Origin of the sequence: Thioclava sp. ES.031 (assembly GCF_002563775.1) — a bacterium.
Lineage (GTDB): Bacteria > Pseudomonadota > Alphaproteobacteria > Rhodobacterales > Rhodobacteraceae > Thioclava.
Genome location: NZ_PDJO01000001.1, coordinates 118049 through 139669, shown reverse-complemented (window position 1 = coordinate 139669; position 21621 = coordinate 118049). Strand labels below are relative to the sequence as shown.

The 21621-nt window shown below is 64.3% G+C and carries 19 protein-coding genes; 13 read left to right on the top strand and 6 right to left on the bottom strand.

The window, feature by feature from the left end; genetic code table 11:
- Positions 1-62 precede the first annotated feature (62 nt).
- From accD to AXZ77_RS00695, 3 genes are all read left to right on the top strand, one after another.
- Complete coding sequence (gene accD / locus AXZ77_RS00705; RefSeq protein ID WP_098409647.1) at positions 63-1007, top strand: acetyl-CoA carboxylase, carboxyltransferase subunit beta; 945 nt, start codon at positions 63-65, stop codon at positions 1005-1007.
- A gap of 91 nt (positions 1008-1098) precedes the next feature.
- Complete coding sequence (locus tag AXZ77_RS00700) at positions 1099-2370, top strand: folylpolyglutamate synthase/dihydrofolate synthase family protein (protein WP_098409646.1); 1272 nt, start codon at positions 1099-1101, stop codon at positions 2368-2370.
- A gap of 92 nt (positions 2371-2462) precedes the next feature.
- The gene (locus tag AXZ77_RS00695) at positions 2463-3485 is read left to right on the top strand and encodes an LLM class flavin-dependent oxidoreductase (RefSeq protein WP_098409645.1); all 1023 of its coding nucleotides are present in this window, start codon (positions 2463-2465) and stop codon (positions 3483-3485) included.
- Here AXZ77_RS00695 and zapE read toward each other — a convergent pair.
- Complete coding sequence (gene zapE / locus AXZ77_RS00690; RefSeq protein ID WP_098412389.1) at positions 3482-4573, bottom strand: cell division protein ZapE; 1092 nt, start codon at positions 4571-4573, stop codon at positions 3482-3484. The two genes, AXZ77_RS00695 and zapE, sit on opposite strands and share 4 nt — an antisense overlap.
- Positions 4574-4650: 77 nt before the next feature.
- Here zapE and AXZ77_RS00685 point away from each other — a divergent pair, with 77 nt between their 5' ends.
- From AXZ77_RS00685 to lpxK, 4 genes are all read left to right on the top strand, one after another.
- Positions 4651-5472, top strand: a complete 822-nt coding sequence (locus AXZ77_RS00685) for a sugar phosphate isomerase/epimerase (RefSeq protein WP_098409644.1) — start codon at positions 4651-4653, stop codon at positions 5470-5472.
- A gap of 87 nt (positions 5473-5559) precedes the next feature.
- A complete protein-coding gene (locus AXZ77_RS00680) occupies positions 5560-5817 on the top strand; it encodes a DUF4170 domain-containing protein (RefSeq protein ID WP_078522252.1) in 258 nt (85 codons plus the stop codon).
- Positions 5818-5824: 7 nt separating this feature from the next.
- Positions 5825-7063, top strand: a complete 1239-nt coding sequence (locus AXZ77_RS00675; protein WP_098409643.1) for a 3-deoxy-D-manno-octulosonic acid transferase — start codon at positions 5825-5827, stop codon at positions 7061-7063.
- Entirely contained in the window at positions 7063-8052 is a 990-nt protein-coding gene (lpxK, locus tag AXZ77_RS00670) for a tetraacyldisaccharide 4'-kinase (RefSeq protein WP_098409642.1), read from the top strand. The genes AXZ77_RS00675 and lpxK overlap by 1 nt, the downstream gene beginning before the upstream one ends.
- A 48-nt stretch (positions 8053-8100) precedes the next feature.
- On the opposite strand, the gene AXZ77_RS00665 is transcribed toward lpxK, so the two are convergent.
- Together AXZ77_RS00665 and AXZ77_RS00660 are read right to left on the bottom strand one after the other, a co-directional pair.
- Positions 8101-8778 (bottom strand): DsbA family protein, encoded by a 678-nt coding sequence (locus AXZ77_RS00665; RefSeq protein WP_098409641.1) that lies wholly within the window; start codon positions 8776-8778, stop codon positions 8101-8103.
- Positions 8779-9327 carry a DUF721 domain-containing protein gene (locus AXZ77_RS00660; RefSeq protein ID WP_098409640.1) on the bottom strand — a complete coding sequence of 183 codons (549 nt, stop codon included), beginning with the start codon at positions 9325-9327 and terminating at the stop codon, positions 8779-8781.
- Between the two features lie 84 nt (positions 9328-9411).
- Here AXZ77_RS00660 and mutY point away from each other — a divergent pair, with 84 nt between their 5' ends.
- Together mutY and AXZ77_RS00650 are read left to right on the top strand one after the other, a co-directional pair.
- Complete coding sequence (gene mutY / locus AXZ77_RS00655; protein WP_098409639.1) at positions 9412-10464, top strand: A/G-specific adenine glycosylase; 1053 nt, start codon at positions 9412-9414, stop codon at positions 10462-10464.
- Positions 10465-10522: 58 nt separating this feature from the next.
- On the top strand, positions 10523-11665 hold the full coding sequence (locus tag AXZ77_RS00650) for an alkane 1-monooxygenase (protein WP_098409638.1): 1143 nt from the start codon (positions 10523-10525) through the stop codon (positions 11663-11665).
- A gap of 122 nt (positions 11666-11787) precedes the next feature.
- On the opposite strand, the gene AXZ77_RS00645 is transcribed toward AXZ77_RS00650, so the two are convergent.
- A complete protein-coding gene (locus AXZ77_RS00645; protein WP_098409637.1) occupies positions 11788-12423 on the bottom strand; it encodes an alpha-ketoglutarate-dependent dioxygenase AlkB in 636 nt (211 codons plus the stop codon).
- Between the two features lie 182 nt (positions 12424-12605).
- Between AXZ77_RS00645 and dnaK the strand changes: the two genes are divergently transcribed.
- The 3 genes from dnaK to radC all read left to right on the top strand — a co-directional run bounded on the left by dnaK (position 12606) and on the right by radC (position 16616).
- Positions 12606-14522, top strand: coding sequence for a molecular chaperone DnaK (gene dnaK, locus AXZ77_RS00640; RefSeq protein WP_098409636.1), 1917 nt, complete (start codon positions 12606-12608; stop codon positions 14520-14522).
- Positions 14523-14596: 74 nt separating this feature from the next.
- Positions 14597-15760 carry a molecular chaperone DnaJ gene (gene dnaJ / locus AXZ77_RS00635; protein WP_078541605.1) on the top strand — a complete coding sequence of 388 codons (1164 nt, stop codon included), beginning with the start codon at positions 14597-14599 and terminating at the stop codon, positions 15758-15760.
- A 94-nt stretch (positions 15761-15854) separates the two neighbouring features.
- On the top strand, positions 15855-16616 hold the full coding sequence (gene radC / locus AXZ77_RS00630; protein ID WP_098412388.1) for a DNA repair protein RadC: 762 nt from the start codon (positions 15855-15857) through the stop codon (positions 16614-16616).
- On the opposite strand, the gene AXZ77_RS00625 is transcribed toward radC, so the two are convergent.
- Both AXZ77_RS00625 and secA read right to left on the bottom strand, forming a co-directional pair.
- Entirely contained in the window at positions 16607-17569 is a 963-nt protein-coding gene (locus tag AXZ77_RS00625) for a hypothetical protein (protein WP_141536198.1), read from the bottom strand. The genes radC and AXZ77_RS00625 overlap by 10 nt on opposite strands.
- Before the next feature lie 234 nt (positions 17570-17803).
- The gene (gene secA / locus AXZ77_RS00620) at positions 17804-20515 is read right to left on the bottom strand and encodes a preprotein translocase subunit SecA (protein ID WP_098409634.1); all 2712 of its coding nucleotides are present in this window, start codon (positions 20513-20515) and stop codon (positions 17804-17806) included.
- Between the two features lie 181 nt (positions 20516-20696).
- Between secA and AXZ77_RS00615 the strand changes: the two genes are divergently transcribed.
- The gene (locus AXZ77_RS00615) at positions 20697-21611 is read left to right on the top strand and encodes a peptidylprolyl isomerase (RefSeq protein ID WP_098409633.1); all 915 of its coding nucleotides are present in this window, start codon (positions 20697-20699) and stop codon (positions 21609-21611) included.
- Positions 21612-21621: the final 10 nt, after the last annotated feature.

Genomic DNA, 21621 nt, shown 5'->3' with positions numbered 1-21621 from the left:
AATTCGTGCAGGGGCGGCGTATTTCAAGCCAAACCGACCCGCCCCAGCGAGAGGCTCATACGATGAACTGGATCACCAATTACGTCCGTCCTCGGATTAACTCGCTGTTTTCGCGCCGCGAAGTGCCCGAGAACCTTTGGACGAAATGTCCCGAATGCGGGACGATGCTGTTCCACCGGGAGCTGTCGGACAATCTCAACGTCTGCACCAATTGCGACCATCACCTCGCGATCACGCCCCGCGTGCGCTTCGAGGCGCTGTTCGATGGCGGTATCTTCTCCGAAGTGAAAGTGCCCGAACCGATCACCGATCCGCTGCATTTCAAGGATCAGAAGCGCTATCCGGACCGGATGAAGGCGGCGCAGAAATCGACCGGCGAGAAAGAGGCGATGCTGGTGGCCGAGGGCGAGATCGGCCGCACCCCGATCGTCGCGGCCGCGCAGGACTTCACCTTCATGGGCGGCTCGATGGGCATGTATGTCGGCAACGCGATCATCGCGGCGGCCGAGCGTGCGGTGAAGCTCAAGCGCCCGCTGGTGCTGTTCTCGGCGGCTGGTGGCGCACGGATGCAGGAAGGTATCCTGTCGCTGATGCAGATGCCGCGCACCACCGTCGCCGTGCAGATGCTCAAGGAAGCGGGCCTTCCCTATATCGTCGTGCTGACCCATCCGACGACCGGCGGCGTGACCGCCTCCTATGCGATGCTGGGCGACGTGCATATCGCAGAGCCCAATGCGCTGATCTGTTTCGCGGGCCCGCGCGTGATCGAACAGACGATCCGCGAGAAACTGCCCGAGGGCTTCCAGCGCGCCGAATATCTGCTGGATCACGGGATGCTCGACCGCGTGACGCATCGCATGAAGATGCGCGACGAGCTGATCACCATCCTGCGCATGCTGATGAACCTGCCGCCGGCGGTGAAGGGCGATCTGCCCGCGCCGGAGAAGGCGCTCGAGGAAGCGGTCGCCGAGGCGGCTCCCGAGGCCGAGGCGAAGCCCAAGACCTGATCTTCGTATTGGCTGAAATATCCCGGGGGGCGGCATCAGCCGCGGGGGCAGCGCCCCCTCCCCGGTCCGCCATCCAAGGCCGGAGGGGCCAATGACGCAAAGCTCCGATGATATTCTCGACCGCCTGATGGCGCTGCACCCCAAGGTCATCGACCTGTCGCTCGACCGGATGGAGCGGCTGCTGGGGGATCTCGATCATCCCGAGCGCGACCTGCCGCCGGTGATCCATATCGCGGGCACCAATGGCAAGGGCTCGACCCAGGCGATGATCCGGGCCGGGCTGGAGGCTGCGGGCAAGCGCGTCCACGCCTATACCTCGCCGCATCTCGCGCGCTTTCACGAACGCATCCGCATCGCTGGAGAGCTGATCTCCGAGGCCGATCTGGCCGCGTTGCTCGACGAGGTCGAGGCGGCGAATGGCGGCAAGCCGATCACCTTCTTCGAGGTGACGACGGCGGCGGCGCTTCTGGCCTTCGCGCGCACCCCTGCGGATTACACGCTGCTGGAAGTGGGTCTCGGCGGACGGCTCGACGCGACCAATGTGGTCGCCACACCCGCGCTGAGCATCATCACGCCGGTCTCGATCGACCATCAGCAATTCCTCGGCGAGACGCTGGCCGAGATCGCGGGCGAGAAGGCCGGGATCATCAAGCGCGGCGTGGCCTGCGTGGTCGGTCCCCAGCAAGAGGCCGCACTCGACGTGATCGAGGCGCGGGCGGAAAAGCTGGGCGCGCCGCTTCTGGTGCATGGCCAGCATTGGCAGGTCTGGGAAGAGCGCGACCGGCTGATCTTCCAGGACGAGAACGGGCTTCTCGATCTGCCGCTGCCGAACCTGCCCGGCCCGCATCAGATCGCCAATGCCGGGGCGGCGCTCGCGGCGCTGCGGCATCTGGGCTTTGACGAGGCCGCCTGCGAGGCGGCGGTGACGAAAGCCGAATGGCCCGCGCGGATGCAACGGCTGCGCCACGGACCGCTGGTGGACGGTGCGCCCGAGGCCGAGGTCTGGCTCGATGGCGGGCATAACCCGGCGGCGGGCGACATGATCGCCAAGACGCTCGGTGCGCTTCCGAAACGCCCGACCCATCTGATCTGCGGCATGCTCAACACCAAGGATGTGACCGGCTATCTGCGCCCGCTGGCGGATCACGCGGCGAGCCTGCTGGCCGTCTCGATCCCCGGTGAGGCGAACACGCTGCCCGCCGAAGACACCGCCGCAGCCGCGCGCGTGGTCGGCATCGAGGCACGCCCTGCGGCCTCGGTCGGCTCGGCCATCGCGGGGATCGTCGCGATCCACCCCCATGCCCGCATCCTGATCTGCGGCTCGCTCTACCTCGCGGGCCGGGTGCTGCGCGACAACGCCTGAGGCTGCGGTCTCGCACGAGGTCTGTGCGAGGATACCGGTGGCTGACCTGCGCCTGCGCGCCTATCTTCGCGTGAACAGGAAAGGAGACCACCATGCAGCTTGAGCTTGGGATCGACACGTTCGGCGATGTGACGCGCGGGGAGGACGGCCTGCTGCGCAGCCATGCCGAGGTGATCCGCGACACGTTGGCCGAAGGCGAGCTCGCCGATCAGGTCGGGCTCGACTATATCGGTCTGGGCGAACATCACCGCCCGGATTTCGCGATCTCCTCGACCGAGCCGATCCTCTCGGCGATCCTTGCGCGCACCGAGAAGATCAAGGCGGGCACCTCCGTGACGGTGCTGTCCTCGGACGATCCGATCCGCGTTTTCCAGCGTTTCGCGACGCTGAACGCGCTGGCGCCGGGGCGGGCCGAGATCACCATCGGGCGCGGCTCTTTCACCGAGAGCTTCCCGCTCTTCGGGCTCGACCTGAACGATTACGAGGCGCTGTTCACCGAGAAGTCGCAGATCCTGCATCTGCTGGCGACGCAGGAGAAGGTCAGCTTCGACGCGCACATGCGCCCGCCGCTGAAGAACGTCACCGTCTATCCGCGCCCCGAGGCGCCGCTGCAGATCTGGCGCGGGGTCGGCGGGTCGCCGCAATCGGTGGTCGAGACCGCCGCGATGCAGATGGATCTGATGCTGGCGATCATCGGCGGGGATTCGACCCGGTTCAAACCGCATGTCGACCTTTACCATCGCGCGCATGACCAGATGGGCACCAAGCCCGGCAAGATCGGCGTCCATTCGCCCGGCCATATCGCCGAGACCGACGAGATCGCGCAGGAAGAGTTCTACGAAGGCTATGCGCGGATGCATGACATGATCGGGCGCTCGCGCGGTTGGCCGCCGTTCCGGCGCGAGGCCTACCTGTCCGAGATCGAGCATGGCTCGCTCTATGTCGGAAGCCCGGAAACCGTGGCGCGCAAGATCGCGCGGACGGTGACGGCTCTGGGCCTGTCGCGGTTCACGCTGAAATATAGCGGCGGGCCGCAGAACCCCGCGCATCTGCGCAAGACGATCGAGCTTTACGGCACCAAGGTGCGCCCGCTTCTGGCGGAGATGCTGGCTTAAGCCTCAGCCGCCCAGCCGTCTGCCTGCATCTCGCGCAGGCGGCTGGCGGTGCGCTCGAATTCGAACGTGCCTTCGCCTTCGACGTAAAGCCGTTCGGGCTCGTCCGCGGCCGAGCAGATCAGCCGGACCTTGCCCTCGTAGAGCGAGTCGATCAGCGTGACGAAGCGCTTCGCCTCGTTGAAGTTCGAGGCCGAGAGCAGCGGAATATCGTCGAGCAGCAGCACCTTCACCGCATCCGCGATGGCGAGGTAATCCGCCGGACCGAGCGGCTGCGCGCAGAGATCCCAGAAGCTCGCGCGACCGACCCCGTTGTGGAAATGCGGGATTTCGACCACACGGCCCTTCACCGGGATGTCGAGCTTGCCGTGATGATCGCCCCCGGTCAGCTCATCCCAAAGCGCATCCATCTTCGCGCGCGCCTCGCGGCCCGCAGGCGTGAAATAGACCTGTTGGCCTGCCAGACGGTGCTGGCGGTAATCGGTCTCGGAGGCCAGCTCGTAGACGTCGAGCTTCTCGCGGATCAGCCCGATGAAGGGCAGGAAGAGCTGGCGGTTGAGCCCGTTCTTGTAGAGGTCCTCGGGCACCCGGTTCGAGGTGGTGACGATGGTCACGCCGCGCTCGAACAGGGCCTCGAACAGGCGGCCCACGATCATCGCATCGGCAATGTCCGTGATCTGCATCTCATCAAAACACAGCAGCCGCAGCGAGCCGGCCACCTCTTCGGCCACGGGGCGCATCGCATCCACCGTGTTGGCGCGGCGCGCATCGTCGAGCTTGCCTTGGACTTCCTGCATGAAAGCGTGGAAATGCACCCGGCGTTTCGGCACGTCGGTCTGGCCGAAGAACAGGTCCATCAGCATGGATTTCCCGCGCCCGACACCGCCCCAGATATAGAGGCCGCGCACGCCTTCGACCGGCTTGATCTTGCGCTTGAAGAGCCCGCGTCTCACCGGCTCGGGCGCGGGCGCCTCTTCCAGCGAGCGGCGCACGCGCTCCAGTTCGGGCAGAATGGCGCGTTGGGCGGGATCGGGGTTGAGGTCCCCGTTCTCCACCATGCTCTCGTAAAACTCGGGCAGACTGCGTTTCATGACGTTCCGATATAGCGCGCTCACGGGATTGAAAAGCCCCGCGGCTTGCGCGAGCATCCGATCCGGAGGAGGACCCCATGGCCAAGGAATTACCGCTGCTCGGCGCTGCGCTGAGCCTCGATATGCTCGCGCATCATCGCGACTGGATTCTGAACGACCAGCGCGATCTGGAATTGCAGAGCTTCTGCTGGCCGAACGCCACGGATGCGGACCTGCGCAAGATGGTCGCGCGAACGAAGGAGTTGCTCGACGGCTATACCGGGCGGCTTGGGCTGCACGGGCCCTTCACCTCGTTCAATATCGACTGCGCCGATTCCGAGATCATCGAGGTCATCCGCGCCCGGATGCTGCGGGTGCTGGAGATCACGGCGGAGCTGGGCGGCGATCAGATGGTGATCCACTCGCCCTACACGCTCTGGAAGGAAGCCGATCTGGAGCAGAACCCGGCAAACGGATTCATTCAGGTCGAGCGCGTGCGCTATGTCCTGACCCCGGTGATCGAACGCGCCGAGGAGCTGGGTGTGACGCTGGTCATCGAGAATTGCGAGGACATCACGCCGAGCCTGCGTGTCGAACTGGCCGCGAAGATGAAGAGCAAAGCGGTAAAGGTCTCGCTCGATACGGGCCATGCGCAGTTCATGCATCGCCGCTGCGGCGCGCCGCCCGTCGATGTGTTCGTCCATGCGGCGGGCGCGGCGCTGGAGCATGTCCACCTGCAGGATATCGACGGCTATGGCGACCGGCACTGGCATCCCGGCGAGGGGACGATCGCGTGGCATTCGGTATTCAAGGCGCTCGGCAAGCTGCCGAAGATGCCGCGTCTGATTTTGGAAGTGAATGACGAGATTGGCGTGAGAAAAGGCGCGGACTATCTGGAATCGCTGGGCCTCGCGCGGTAACGGCTACGTGCGCCCCCGCCCCTCGCCTTGTGAAGCGTGGGGGCAAAGCGTAATCTCTGCGCCGCAGAAAAGCCGACAGGAGTTCTTATGGCCAAACCGACCCCGCAACGTCTTCACCTCGTCTTCGGCGGCGAGCTGGTGACCCCGAGCCGCACCGAGTTCAAGAATGTCGACGATATCCATATCGTCGGGATGTATCCGAACTACGCCTCCGCCTACGCCGCGTGGAAGGCCGAGGCGCAGCGCACCGTCGACGACGCCCATACCCGTTACTTCATCGCGCACCTGCATCGCCTGCGTGACGAAGAGCTCGAGGTGTCGACCACCGAAGAGCTCGGCAACTAAGGCTGGCATGGCGCGCTCTCTTCCTCTCTGGCTCAGACTGCAACTCTCTGCCTTGCGTCCCGCGGGACCCAAGGCGAAAGCCGCGGTCGAGGCCGGTCAGGAGGAGGATCGCGCCGACGCCCCGCTGCTGTGGATCTGGGCTGCGGGGACATGCGCGGAGGCCGCCGGGCTGGTCGCGCGCAGGGTGGCCGCGCGGATGCCCGACATCCGCATCGCGATGACGGTGCGCGGCGCGGAAGATCCGCCGGACGGCCTGCCCGAAGAGGTCTATTTCCGGCCCACCCCCGAGGATCGTCCCGCGTCCGTCCGTCTGGTGCTGGATGCGTGGCGCCCCGATCTCGTGCTCATCATGGACGACACGCTGCCCGCCGCGCTGATCGCGGAGACGCAGAAACGCGGTATCGCCAGCGTTCTGGCCGATGCGAAACTCGGCGGTCAGGATGGGCTGCGCCTCGATGACGTCTCGCTCACGCTGCTGGGCCGGATCGACCGCATCTACCTGCGCGACGAGGCGAGCCTCGAACGGGTGGGCGACCGGCTGAACGGGCCGGTCATCGTGGTCAATGACGGCGCGCTCGGCGAGCCGCCGCAGCCGCTTTACGGCTCCGAGGCAGAGCGCGCCTCTATGGCCGAGTCGATGGGCGCGCGACCGGTCTGGCTGGCCGCTGCCGTGCCCGAGGCCGAGGTCGGCCCGGTGACGGCCGCGCATCGCTACGCCCAGCGCCACACGCATCGGCTGCTGCTTCTGCTTGCCCCGGATGACGAATCCCAAGGCGAGGCCCTTGCCGCGCAGCTGACCGCCGAGGGCTGGTCTGTCGCGCGCCGCTCGCTCGAGGGCGAACCGGAACTGACGACCGAGATTTTCATTGCCGACGACGCGATGGAATACGGGCTTTGGTATCGGCTGGCCGCGCTCAGCTATATGGGCGGCACCTTGTCGGGGACGGCGCAGGCGCCACGCTCCCCGGTCGAGGCGGCGGCGCTTGGCTCTGCGATCCTGCATGGCCCGAAACTTGCGCCTTTCCGCGAAGATTACCTGCGGCTCGAGGCTGCGAAAGCCTGCCGCGGCGTCGTGGTGCCCGAAGATCTGCCCGAAGTAGTCGCGGATCTGATCGCGCCGGAACGCTCTGCGCAGCTGGCCCATAACGCCTGGGCAGTGACCTCGGGCGGCGCGGGCGCGGTGGAGACCATCGCCCGCGATCTGGCCGAGATCCTGTCGGGCACCCAGCCCGCACGGGTGGCGTGATGGGCGCGCCCGGCTTCTGGTTCAACGCCCCCGCCGCGCCGGGACTGCGGGCGCGGCTTCTGTCGCCGCTCGGCGCGATTTACGCGGCAATGACGAAGCGGCGTGTGGCGCAGCCGGGACTGCGGCTCGACGTGCCGGTGATCTCGGTCGGCAATATCAACGCGGGCGGGACCGGCAAGACGCCGACGGTGATCTGGCTGGTGCAACGGCTGGCCGCACGCGGTGTGACCGCCCATGTGGTCACGCGCGGCTATGGCGGATCGCTCGAAGGGCCGGTGCAGGTCGATGAGCGCAGCCACCGCGCCGAGGAGACCGGAGACGAGCCGCTGCTGCTCTCGGCCTTCGCGCCGGTCTGGGTCGCGCGCGACCGGGCTGCAGGGGCGCAGGCGGCGGTCGCGGCCGGAGCGCAGGTGATCGTGCTTGACGACGCCCATCAGAACCCTGCCTTGCACAAAGACCTCTCCATCGTGGTGGTCGACGCGCATAAGGGCTTCGGCAACGGGCGCTGCCTGCCTGCCGGACCGCTGCGCGAACCGATCGAGGCCGGAATGACCCGCGCAGACTTTCTGCTGTCGATCGGGCCGGAAGCTGCACAGGTTGAATTCGCTAATTTCTGGAGTTCCAGAATTTCGAAACCACACCTGACGGGACAGCTCGCCCCGCTACAGACGGGCATGGATTGGGAGGGCCTTCCCGTCCTCGCCTTCGCAGGCATCGGCCATCCCGAGAAGTTCTTCGCCACCCTGCGCGATCTCGGCGCGGAGCTGCTGCGCGGCGAGGCGCTGGAAGATCACCAGCCTTTCACGGCCCGCCTGTTGCAGCGCATCGAGGCGGAGGCCGACACGCTCGGCGCGCAGATGGTGACGACCGAGAAAGACGCAGTCCGGCTGCCGGAAAGCTTCCGCCCGAAGGTGCTCGCCCTGCCGGTGCGGCTCGAGATCGACGACCCCACAGCGCTCGACGCAGCGCTCGACCGGCTCGGGATATGAAAAAGGCCGGCCCCGCAGGACCGGCCTTCCCAACATCTGCCGCCGAGATCAGTTGGCTTTCTGCGCCAGCTCGTCGTCGAGGATTTTCTTGAAGTCGTCCCAAACCATGTTGGAATGCTTCTCGCCGTCGATGATGAAGGTCGGCGTCGCGTCGATCTTGTCGTCGCCCGCGTTCTTCTGGAAGGTCGCGACCATCCGCTCGGCGCGCTTCTCGTCGTTCATGCAGGCGGTGACCTGATCGTTGCTCAGCCCGGCCTGCAGGCCGATCTTGCGCAGGTTGTCCGCGATGGTCTGCGGCTTGCCGTCGCCGATCCAGTCCTTCTGCTTGTTATAGATCATGTCCGCGATCGCGTAATATTTCGGATCGCCACCGCATTGCGCGATCAGACCGGCCCAGACGCCGTATTTGTCGAAATAGACTTCGCGCTGGATGAACTTCACCTTGCCGGTGTCGATGTAGTTCTTCTTCAGCTGCGGGTACTCGACCTTGTGCCATTCGGCGCAGTGCGGGCAGGTGTAGGAGGCATATTCGATCACGGTGACCGGCGCGTCTTCCTGCCCCAGAATCACGTCGGGCAGAGTCTCGACGTCTTTGTTCGCCGTGGCTTCCTGCGCTTGGGCCGCAGTGATCAGGCTCGCCTCGCTATGTTGGCTGGCATACCAGCCGCCCGTCGCGAGGAGCCCCATGACAGCCGCGCCGCCGAGGATCGAAAGAGTTTTGCTCATCTATCTGCCTTTCTTGTGTGCAGCCCGCTCTGCGGACTTCGATAGAACGTTTCTTGCCAGTTCTTCCAGCGCCGATTTGAGATCGGCATCGCCACAATCGGCCACCTGCGCTTTCGCCTCTTCGGCGACGTGGGGGTCCGGTTTGCGGGGTTCGGGTTTCGGTTTCGGTGCGAATTGCGCCTGACCTTCGGCAAAGCCGGTCGGCGCGGTCTGCGTCAGCGAGATGCGCGAGATCGCGTTATAGCCGTAGCAGGCATTCACCTTGTCGCGGATTTGCGGCAACTGCATCTGCAGCATCGGCGCCGCCGCTCCGGTCGTCAGCAGGGTAAGGGTCGCGCCGAAGCCGCCTTTGGTGTAGCCGATCTTCACCGGGCGGCATTGCGCGGCGGTTTCAGGGCCCACTACTTCCGCCCAATGGGTCAGCAGGCGCGAGACCGCAAAACCACGCGCTTCACCCGCGGCGCGGATACGGTTGCGCAGCAGCCCGCCCGCGGCTTCAAAGCCACGCATCCGCCGGGCAGGCGTTTTTTGCGGGTCGCTTTTCTTCATTCGTGGGCGGTTCCTCTTGATCCATCCCATTCTAGGAAGCACATCGGGCCGGGCCAACCGGTCGGCAAGAGGGGAGCATAAACATTGCGTGACGGTAAAGGGGCAATCGGCGAAACCCTGCTCACTTGGTACGACAGCCATGCCCGCGTCATGCCGTGGCGCGTGTCGCCTATGGATCGTGCAGAGGGAGAACGGCCCGATCCCTATCGGGTCTGGCTCTCCGAGGTGATGCTGCAGCAGACCACGGTCGCCGCAGTGCGCGACTATTTCCGCCGCTTCACCGAGCGCTGGCCCGATGTCGGCGCATTGGCAGCGGCCGAGGATGCCGATGTGATGGCCGAGTGGGCCGGGCTCGGCTACTACGCCCGCGCCCGCAACCTGCTGAAATGCGCGCGAGTCGTGGCGGGTGAGATGAACGGGCGCTTCCCCGAAACGGCTGCGGAACTGCAAAAGCTGCCCGGCATCGGCCCCTACACCTCCGCCGCGATCGCCGCCATCGCCTATGACGAGCCGGTCGCCGTGGTCGACGGCAACGTCGAGCGTGTCGTCTCGCGCCTCTTCTCGGTCGACACGCCGCTTCCCGGTGCGAAGGCAGAGCTGACCGAATTGACGGCGCAGATCACGCCCGAGGACCGACCCGGAGATTTCGCGCAGGCGATGATGGATCTGGGCGCGACGATCTGCACGCCGCGCAATCCGGCCTGTGGCATCTGCCCGCTGCTCGACACCTGCACCGCCCGCGCCGCCGGGATCGCCGAGACGCTGCCACGCAAGGCTCCGAAAAAGGAAAAGCCCACCCGCCGTGGCTTCGCCTATGTCGTGATGAACGGTCAGGGCGACGTGCTGCTGGAGCGCCGCCCCGACAAGGGTCTTCTGGGCGGCACGCTGGGCTTTCCCGGCTCGGACTGGTCCGACGCGCCGACACCCGCCCCGCCGATGCAGGCCGACTGGGCGCTCTCCCCGATCGAGGTGCGCCACACCTTCACCCATTTCCATCTGATCCTGCAGGTTCACGTCACCCGCACGGAAGCCCGCGCCATGACCCCGCGCGCCGATTTCCGGCCCGGCGATCTGCCCACCCTGATGCGCAAGGTCTGGGATGCCGCCCAAAGCGCCGAATGGCCGCAACCCGAGTGATTGTATCGGGTTAGCGTTCGGCTAGTATGACCGCGCCCGCATCGCTCACGAGGCCCCGATGTCCAGCCGCGACGAAATCCGCCGCCCCTCTCACGCCCTGCCCTTCTGGTTGTCGCTCGGCACAGTGCCGCTGGCGGGGATCGAGGTGTGGTTCGGCGGTTGGACCCTGATCCTGCTGCCCGCCTATGCGTGGTGGCTGACGACCGTGCTCGACCAGCTGCTGGGGCGCAACGAGGATCAGCCCGACACCGAGACGCCCGAAGCCGACCTGTTCTGGTATCGCGCGATCACGCTGATCTGGTTCCCGATTCAGGCGGCCGTGATCTTCGGCACGATATGGTGGGTGACGCATACGACCCATCTGAACGGCTTCGAGATCGTCGCCCTGATGTTCGGCGTGGGCGTAATCTCGGGCACGATCGGCATCGTCTATGCCCACGAATTGCTGCATCAGAAGAGCAAGCTGGAACGCTGGCTGGGCGATCTGTTGCTGGCGAGCGTCCTCTATTCCCATTTCCGGACAGAGCATCTCTTGGTCCATCACCTCTGGGTCGGCACGCCGCGCGATGCGGTCTCGGCGCGCTATAACGAGGGGTTTCACCGCTTCTTCTGGCGAGTGATTTTCGAGTGCCCCCGCTCGGCCTGGAAAGCCGAGAAACTGAAACTGAGCCGCGCGGGCCGTCCGGTCTGGCACCGTTCCAACCCGTTCTGGCGCTATGGCGCATTGCAGGCGCTGGCTCTGATCGTGGCGGCGCTACTGGGTGGCTGGATGGGGCTCGGCCTGTTCCTGCTGCAGGCGCTCTTTGCGGTCTGGCAGCTGGAGTTGACCAACTATGTCGAGCATTACGGCCTGACCCGGCAATACAAGGGCGAGGGGCGCTATGAACATGTCCTGCCGCGCCATAGCTGGAACGCCGATCACACCGCCTCGAACTGGCTGCTGATCAATCTGCAGCGCCATTCGGATCACCATTACAAACCCGACCGACGCTTCCCGCTTCTGCAGACCTACGACGCCGAGGACGCCCCGCAGCTGCCCTTCGGTTATCCCGGCATGACGGCGCTGGCGATGATCCCGCCGCTCTGGCGGCGCCGGATGAACCCGCGCGTGCGGGCGTGGCGGCGGAAATACTACCCGGATGTCGAGGACTGGGGACCTTATAACAAGGGCACGACGCCGCTGCCGCGCGGCTCTTTCTGAGAGGCACGGGGGCTTCGCGCCCCCGGACCCCCGCGGGATATTTGGATCGAGAAGAAGAGGCTCCTTCTTCTTGATGAAAATATCCCCGCCGGAGGCTCCCGCAGATTCCGCCAGCACAGGCGTCAGGTCACGACGCGCATCGTCAGGTTGATCCGCCCGCCCTTCGGCATCAGCGGCGAGGTGCCGGGCTTCACGCGGTCGATCCCGTGATAGAGCAGCCGCGCCTCGCCCCCCATCACCATCACATCGCCCGAACGCAGCCAGAGGCTCTCGGTCTTGCCCCCACGGGTGCGGTTGCCGATCCGAAACAGCCCGTCATCGCCCAGCGAGACCGAGACCACGGGCTGATCGAAATCCTGCTCGTCGCGGTCCTGATGCATCCCCATCTTCGCGCCTTCGCCGTAGAAGTTGATGAGACAGCATTCGGGGGCGCGGGGCGTGCCCGCGACCGCCTCCCAGATATCGAGGATCGGCTGCGGGATTTCGGGCCAGGGCTGACCGTCGGGATGGGTCTCGGAATAGCGGTAGCCGCGCCGGTCGGAGATCCAGCCGAAGCGCCCGGCCGACGTCATGCGCACCGACATCGGCTTGCCGTAGGGTGTCATCGGCGAGAACAGCGGCGCCTGCGCCACGACACCGCGCAGCGTCTCGATCAGCGCCTTCTGCTCGTCGAGGTCCAGCCAGCCGGGATAATGCCGGAAGCCGCGAATCTCCTGCGGATCGGGCCGAGATGTTGCGTGTTTCCGGTTTTCTGTCATTTTCTCACCCTCTTCCTCGGGGGAGCCTTCTTGCAGCCCGATTTTCCCCTCCTTATATACGCTTCGAAGCCGACGGCGGCTCACACCGCTGGATAGCAGAGCATGAAACCGAAACCCAAGGGATAGGGGCCGGGGGCCTGAATGGACCCGTTCCCCGTCATATCGCCAAGAGAGGTAACATCATGGGTAAAGTCATTGGTATCGACCTCGGGACTACGAACTCCTGCGTCGCCATCATGGATGGCGCACAGCCCCGAGTGATTGAAAACTCCGAAGGGGCGCGCACCACCCCCTCGATCGTCGCCTATACGGACGACGAACGTCTGGTCGGCCAGCCGGCGAAACGTCAGGCGGTCACCAACCCCTCGAACACCGTTTTCGCTGTTAAGCGTCTGATCGGTCGCCGCACCACCGATGCGGAAGTCGAGAAGGACAAGAAACTCGTTCCCTATTCCATCGTCGACGGCGGCAATGGCGACGCATGGGTCGAAGTGAAGGGCGACAAGTACTCCCCCGCACAGGTTTCGGCCGTGATCCTTCAGAAGATGAAGGAAACCGCCGAGAGCTATCTGGGTGAGGAAGTCACGCAGGCCGTCATTACCGTGCCCGCCTACTTCAACGACGCTCAGCGTCAGGCCACGAAAGACGCCGGCAAGATCGCTGGCCTCGAAGTGCTGCGCATCATCAACGAGCCGACTGCGGCTGCGCTGGCCTATGGCCTCGACAAGAAAGAATCGAAAACCATCGCGGTCTATGACCTTGGCGGCGGTACCTTCGACATCACCATCCTCGAGATCGACGACGGCCTCTTCGAAGTGAAATCGACCAACGGCGACACGTTCCTCGGCGGTGAAGACTTCGACATGCGCATCGTCAACTACCTCGCTGACGAGTTCAAAAAAGAGCATGGCGTCGACCTGACCAAGGACAAGATGGCGCTGCAGCGTCTGAAGGAAGCTGCCGAGAAAGCGAAAATCGAGCTGTCGAGCTCGAGCCAGACCGAGATCAACCAGCCTTTCATCTCGATGGGTAAGGACGGCACGCCGCTGCACATGGTCATGAAGCTGACCCGTGCGAAGCTGGAAAGCCTCGTGAGCGACCTGATCAAGGCCTCGCTGAAGCCCTGCGCCGCCGCGCTCAAGGATGCGGGCGTCTCCAAGGACGAGATCGACGAAGTCGTGCTCGTCGGCGGTATGACCCGTATGCCGAAAGTCGTGGAAGAAGTGACCGGCTTCTTCGGCAAAGAGCCCCATAAAGGTGTGAACCCGGATGAGGTCGTGGCACTCGGTGCGGCCATTCAGGCCGGCGTTCTGCAAGGTGACGTGAAAGACGTCGTCCTGCTCGACGTGACCCCGCTGTCGCTCGGCATCGAGACGCTGGGTGGCGTGTTCACCCGCCTGATCGATCGCAACACGACGATCCCGACGAAGAAGAGCCAGGTGTTCTCCACCGCGGAAGACAACCAGAACGCAGTGACGATCCGGGTCTTCCAGGGTGAGCGCGAGATGGCTGCCGACAACAAGATGCTCGGCATGTTCAACCTCGAGGACATCCCGCCGGCCCCGCGCGGCATGCCGCAGATCGAAGTGACCTTCGACATCGACGCCAACGGCATCGTGTCCGTCTCGGCGAAGGACAAGGGCACCGGCAAGGAGCAGAAGATCACGATCCAGGCGTCCGGCGGTCTGACCGACGACGAGATCGAGAAAATGGTTCAGGACGCCGAGGCGAATGCCGACGCGGACAAGTCCCGCAAGGAACTGGTCGAAACCAAGAACCAGGGCGAATCGCTCCTGCACTCGACCCGTAAGTCGCTCGAAGATCACGGCGACAAGGTCGATGCCTCGACCGTCGAAGCGATCGAACTGGCGGCCAACGCGCTTGAGGAAGCCCTCAAGACCGAGGAAGCCGGCAAGATCAAAGGCGCGATCCAGAACCTGACGGATGCGGCGATGAAACTCGGCGAGGCCATCTACAAGGCCGAGCAGGAGAAAGCCGGTCAGGGCGAGAGCTCCAACGACGAAGACAGCCCGCGCGATGTCGATGAAGATATCGTCGACGCTGACTTCGAAGATCTGGGCGAGGACGAGCGCAAGTAATTGCGCATGGAATGTCGGGCGGGCCTGCCTTTTCTAAGGGCGGGCCCGCCTGCGTTCCGCCAAGGGGGTAACCAATGGCAAAACGCGACTATTACGACGTTCTGGGAACTGCCAAAGGCGCCTCGGCCGAAGAGATCAAGAAAGCCTATCGCAAGAAGGCGAAAGAGCTTCATCCCGATCGCAATTCCGACAATCCCGATGCCGAGGCCCAGTTCAAGGAAGTGAACGAGGCTTATGACGTCCTCAAGGACGCCGAGAAGAAAGCCGCTTATGACCGGTTCGGTCATGCGGCGTTCGAAGGCGGCATGGGCGGCGGGCGTCCGGGCGGCGGCTATGGCGGCGCGGGCGGTCAGGGCGACTTCGCCTCGGCCTTCTCCGACGTCTTCGAAGACCTGTTCGGTGATTTCATGGGCGGCGGCAGAGCCGGTCCCGGCGGTGGGCGTTCGCGCGCACAGCGGGGCTCCGATCTGCGCTACAACATGCGCGTCACGCTCGAAGAGGCGTATCGCGGCACCCACAAGACGATCAACGTGCCAAGCTCGGCCGCCTGTACCGAGTGTAACGGCTCCGGTGCGGAAGGCGGCTCCGAGCCGCAGACCTGTCCGACCTGTTCGGGTCTGGGCAAGGTGCGCGCGCAGAATGGCTTCTTCACGGTCGAGCGGACCTGCCCGACCTGCGGTGGCCAGGGTCAGGTGGTGAAGAACCCCTGCAAGGTCTGCCATGGTGCAGGCCGCGTGGAGGTCGATCGCCAGCTTCAGGTCAACATCCCTCCGGGGGTCGAGACCGGCACCCGCATCCGTCACGCCGGCGAAGGCGAGGCGGGGCTGCGCGGTGGTCCGTCGGGCGATCTCTACATCTTCATCGAGGTCCAGCCGCACGCGATCTTCGAACGCGAAGGCACCGATCTGCATTGCCGCGTGCCGGTGAGCATGGCGACCGCAGCCCTTGGCGGCGAGGTCGAGGTCCCGACGATAGATGGCGGCCGAAGCCGTGTGAAAATCCCGGCCGGCAGCCAATCGGGGCGGCAGATGCGCCTGCGTGGCAAGGGTATGCCCGCGCTGCGCGGCGGCGGGTCCGGCGACATGTTCATCGAACTGGCCGTCGAAACCCCGGTGAACCTGACCGCACGGCAGAAGGAAATCCTCAAGGAGTTCCAGGGGATCGAGGCCGAGAACAACCCGGAAGGCGCGAGTTTCTTCAAGAAAGTCAAAAGCTTCTGGGATGGCATGACCCAGTGATCATTTCGAAAAGGCGCCTTCGGGCGCCTTTTTTCTTGTCCGGCTCGCAACCGATTAAGGCTTTCTTCAATCCGAATCGTTCATGGTCTGTTTCATGGACCAGATGCCCCGTCATATGCAGGAGCCTCCGCTGCCGTTGTTCAACGGCGGCACCGCGATCCGTCCGCCGCCGGGCGCGTCCAAACCGTCCTATCTGTTCGATCATCGGCAACGGCTGCGCACGCGGTTCATGGAAGGCGGCGCGCAGGCCCTGCCCGATTACGAACTGCTCGAACTGGTGCTGTTTCGCGCGATCCCCCGGCAGGACGTCAAACCCCTCGCCCGTCGCCTGATCGAAACCTTCGGCGATTTCGGGCGGGTGGTCTCTGCCCCGCCTCACCGCCTGCGCCAAGTGACCGGCGTGGGCGAGGCCGTGGTGATCGAGCTGAAGCTGGTGGAGGCCTCGGCGCAAAGGCTCGCACGCTCGAAGGTGATGCATCGCCCGGTGCTCAGCTCGTGGCAGGCGCTCGTCGACTACTGTCACATGGCGATGTCCCATGCCGAGACGGAGCAGTTTCGCCTGCTGCTACTGGACCGGAAGAACGCGCTGATTGCGGATGAGGAACAGGGCCGTGGCACGGTGGACCATGTTCCCGTCTATCCGCGCGAGGTGATGAAGCGCGCGCTGGAGGCCAATGCCTCGGCGCTGATTCTGGTGCACAACCACCCCTCGGGCGACCCGACCCCGTCGGAGGCGGATATCGCCCTCACACGGCAGATCGACGAGGCGTCGAAGCTCTTCGGCATCGTGCTGCACGATCACCTGATCCTCGGTAAGGACTGCGAGATCAGCCTTCGGTCGGAGGGTTACTTCTGAGCGGTCAGGCCCTGGGACTCGAACCCATCAAGCGGAAGAACCACTGTGCCGCCATCGGAGGGGCAAGCGGGCAGGTCGAGGGTGATCGGCATCGCCGCAGTCCCGGTGCCATGCATCCGCATCAGCCGGCCGCCGACCGGTTTACCGCAATCTTCGGAGGACAGCGTCGCCTCGAGTTGCAGCTTGAGCGCGGTAAGCGTCTTGGGTGCGGTATAGATTTCGATGCGCTTGCCATCTGCGGAGGTGAAGCTTTGCATATAGCCGCCCAGCGAGGTGTCCGGCGTGCGCGGCTTGGTCACGTCGAGATGGCCCGCATCGTCGAACTGCGCGCCGTTCTCATAGGCGTTCAGATGCAACGGGCTTTGTCCATCGGTCACCCAGATCGCGCGGTTGATCTTATCGAGCCCCGACGCCGCGGCCTCGACCTGCGCGATCGTCGATCCACCGGCGGTGACTTCCAGCGAGGTCATGGGCGCGAGCAACGGCAGGATAGCCGAGAAAGCCCCCGATTTGTCGGTCTGCCCGGCAATCGAGAGCGACGCATCGCGGATCGCCAGTTTCGTATCGGGGTGGCACGGCGCGCTCAGCTCCAGCTTGCTCAGCCCATCGCCTGCGGGGGTGACCGACAGGACGGCATGCCCGCAATCGGCCGCGCCGGTTTTCAGCGGCATCGGTTGCGGAAGCGAAGAGGTGAACCGGTCGCCCGATGTGCGCACCGTCGCAGGCACGATGCCGACGCCGGGATCCGTCGCGAAATGATAGACCGGCGGATTGCGAAGAACGGTTTTCGAAATGAGCTGAACCCGCGGTTCCTCGCGCGGCTCGACCCGGTTTCCCCAACTGTCGCGAGCGACCGAGCTCGCGACCAAAGACGCGCCAAGTTGCGGACGCGGACCCACGCTTTGCATCACATGACCCGTCGCGGCAGCGAGCAGGAACGTCGCTCCGATCATGGATATCTTGCGAATGGTGCGCATCGCCGCCTCGGACTGGGGTCTGTGTTAGAAAACTGCTTAAGCAATTCCTAATGACCGAAAGCGGCGAAGCTGCGGCGCGATTTGGGAAATCATGCACCCCATGCATGCTTGGGGTGGGGTGGACCTGCCAAGAGAGTCAATGACTCCAACAAGATATGGAAAAGGCGGCCGAAGCCGCCTCACCTTTGCCACATTCGCGTCAGAGTTGTGTCAAACTAATTGCCCGTGGCAATGCTTGAACTTCTTGCCCGACCCGCAGGGGCAAGGATCGTTGCGCGACGGATCGCCCCAAGTCGCCGGGTTGGTCTCATCGAATCCCGGCAGCGGTTCGCCCGCCACCTCGACCTCGGGCACCGCCTCGGTCGGGGCTTCCGCCGACGCCTCGGCGGGCGCGGGCTGCTGCTGTTGCGCCTGCATCATCTGCGCCTGCTCTTCTTCGGTGAGCGGACGGATGCGGGCCAGCTGCTGCGTCACTTCCGAGCGCAGGCTATCGAGCATGATCTCGAACAGCTGGAAGCCCTCGGTCTTGAATTCCGACAGCGGATCGCGCTGCGCATAGCCGCGGAAACCGATGGTCTGGCGCAGCTGATCGAGCGTGACCAGATGCTCACGCCATTTCGCGTCGATGATCTGCAGCAGCACCTGCTTTTCGATCATCTGCATCGTGTCGGCGCCGAACGCCTCGGCCTTCTCGGCAATCAGCGTATCGGTCGCCTCTTCGAGACGCTCGGTGACGACTTCCTGATCGACACCCTCTTCCTCGGCCCATTCCGCAAGCGGCACGTCGAGGTTCAGCTGTTCGATCACCTCTTGGTGCATGCCTTCGACATCCCATTGATCGGCATAGGATTTCGGCGGCATGAAGCGGTCCACGAGATCCTCGATCACCTGCACGCGCATGTCGCGGGTGATTTCGCCGACCTCTTCGGTTTCCATGATTTCGCGACGCTGCGAGAAGACCGCTTTCCGCTGGTCGTTCATCACGTCATCGAATTTCAGAAGCTGCTTACGGATGTCGAAGTTGCGGCCCTCGACCTTCGCCTGCGCGCGCTCGAGCGACTTGTTCACCCACGGGTGGACGATCGCCTCGCCCTCTTTCATGCCCAGCTTGGAGAGGACCGAATCGAGCTTGTCGGAGCCGAAGATCCGCATCAGATCGTCTTCCAGCGAGAGGAAGAACAGCGAGCGGCCCGGGTCGCCCTGACGGCCCGAACGGCCGCGAAGCTGGTTGTCGATGCGGCGGCTTTCGTGGCGCTCGGTCGCGAGAACGAACAGGCCGCCCGCCTCCAGAACCTTCGCCTTTTCCTCGGCGGTCGCCGCGTCGATCCGCTTGCGGACCTCTTCGGGATCGGCGTCGGGATTCGCGGCGAGTTCTTCCTGAACGCGCATCTCGATATTGCCGCCCAGCTGAATGTCGGTGCCGCGGCCTGCCATGTTGGTCGCGATGGTCACGGCGCCCAGACGGCCGGCCTCGGCGACGATGGTCGCTTCCTGCTCGTGCTGGCGGGCGTTCAGGACGTTGTGCTTGATGCCGGCCTTCTTGAGCATGTCCGAGAGCATCTCGGACTTCTCGATCGAGGTGGTGCCGACGAGCATCGGCTGACCCTTCTCGTTGGCTTTCTTGATCGCCTCGACCACGGCGTCGTATTTTTCCTGCGCCGTGCGGTAGACGCGGTCATGCTCGTCTTTCCGCGCGATCGGGCGGTTGGTCGGGATCTCGACCACGCCGAGCGAATAGATCTCGGCGAATTCCTCGGCCTCGGTGGCCGCGGTGCCGGTCATGCCGCCGAGCTTGTCGTAGAGGCGGAAGTAGTTCTGGAAGGTGACCGAGGCCAGCGTCACGTTCTCGGGCTGAATATCGACGCCTTCCTTGGCTTCGATCGCCTGGTGCAGGCCTTCCGAGAGGCGGCGGCCCTTCATCATGCGGCCGGTGAATTCGTCGATCAGCACGACCTCGCCCGATTGCACGACGTAGTTCTGATCCTTGAAGAACAGCTTATGGGCGCGCAGGGCCTGATTGACGTGGTGCACGATGGTCGTGCTCTCCGGATCGTAGAGCGACTGGCCCTCGGGGAGCACGCCCGCCTCCAGCAGGAGGTTCTCGAGGAAGTCGTTGCCCTCTTCGGTGAAGGTCGCGGTGCGGGCCTTCTCGTCGATGGTGTAATGCTCTTCGCTCAGGCTCGGGATGAACTTGTCGAGCGTGATATACAGCTCCGAGCGGTCGTCGGACGGGCCCGAGATGATCAGCGGCGTGCGCGCCTCGTCGATCAGGATCGAGTCGACCTCGTCGATGATCGCGTAGAAATGGCCGCGCTGCATCATCTGGTCGACCGACGTCTTCATGTTGTCGCGCAGATAGTCGAAGCCAAGCTCGTTATTCGTCGAATAGGTGATGTCGGCGGCGTAGGCCTGCTTCTTCTCGGGCTCGGCCTGGAAGGGCACGACGACGCCGGTGGTCAGACCCAGCGCGCCATAGACCTTGCTCATCCATTCCGCGTCACGCCGTGCGAGATAGTCGTTCACGGTGACGACATGCACGCCCTTGCCGGCGAGCGCATTCAGATAGGCCGGGAAGGTCGCGACGAGGGTTTTCCCTTCGCCCGTCTTCATCTCGGCGATATTACCCTGATGCAGGAAGATGCCGCCGACGAGCTGCACGTCGAAGGCCCGCAGGCCGAGTGCGCGCTTCGCGGCTTCGCGACAGTTGGCGAAGGCTTCCGGCAGGATCTTGTCGAGGCTTTCGCCGTCTTCCTGGACGCGGCGCTGGAAGTCGCGCGTCTTCTCGATGATCTGTTCGTCGGAGAGGGCTGCGAACTGCTCCTCCAGCGCGTTGATCTTGGCCACCAGCGGGCGCACCGATTTCACCTTACGATCATTCGACGTGCCGAAGACCTTCTTCGCGAGTGTTCCGATGCCGAGCATGTAATCTCCGAGCGTAGCTGACCAGATCGTTATTCCCTGTGCCTTGTCGCATAGGGTTTGCTTGCCTAGAAGAGCTAGCGAAACAAGGCCGAAATGGCTCTTACAGGCCCTAGGCGATGTAAGGGGCGGCTGCCAGACTGTCAACGCCGCCTAAAGACGCGGCAGAAAGGAAGTGGCAAGGATGCCGAATCTGACGAAACTGTTCGCGAGCGTCGCGATCTGCGCAATGACTGCCGGGATCGCACAGGCCGATGACGCGAAAGCGCCTGCCGCCGCTGCGGATGCCGCGAAATCGGAAGCCGCCGCCAAGCCGCGCACCGACCTGAGCGCCGACACCGTGGTCGCCACCGTGAACGGTCAGGATATCACGCTGGGCATGATGCAAACGGTACGCGACGGCCTGCCCGCGCAATACCAGCAGCTGCCCGATGACAAGCTGTTCCAAGGCGTCCTGGAGCAACTGATTCAGCAGACCGCGCTCGCCCAGCTGGAAGAAAAGCGCATCACCCAGCGCGACAAGATCGCTCTCGAAGTGCAGAAGCGCGCGTATCTCTCGGGTGCGATGCTGAACTACACCGCTGACAAGGCCGTGACCGACGACGCCGTGCAGAAGGCCTATGACGCGAAATACGCCAAGGCCAAGCCGACCAAGGAATATCACGCGGCCCATATCATCGTGAAAACCAAGGAAGAGGCCGAGAAGATCAAGAAAGAGATCGACAACGGCGGCGACTTCGCGGAACTGGCGAAGAAGAACTCGACCGACGGTGCCGCGGCGAATGGCGGCGATCTGGGCTGGTTCAAGCTCGACGCGATGGTCAAGCCCTTCGCGGATGAGGTTGCAGGCATGAAGGACGGCGAAGTCGCCGGTCCGATCCAGACCCAGTACGGCTGGCATGTCGTGAAGCTGCTCGGCACCAAGATGGTCGACGCGCCGAAACTGGCCGATGTGCGCAAGAAGCTGGTTGGCGATATTCGCCAAGAGGCTGTCCAAAAACGCGTAAAGGCTGTTGTGGGCGAAGCCAAAATCGACAAGATGACCAACGGGATTGATCCGAGCGTTCTGAAAGATCAGTCCATCTTGGGTAGCAACTGATCGATCAAAA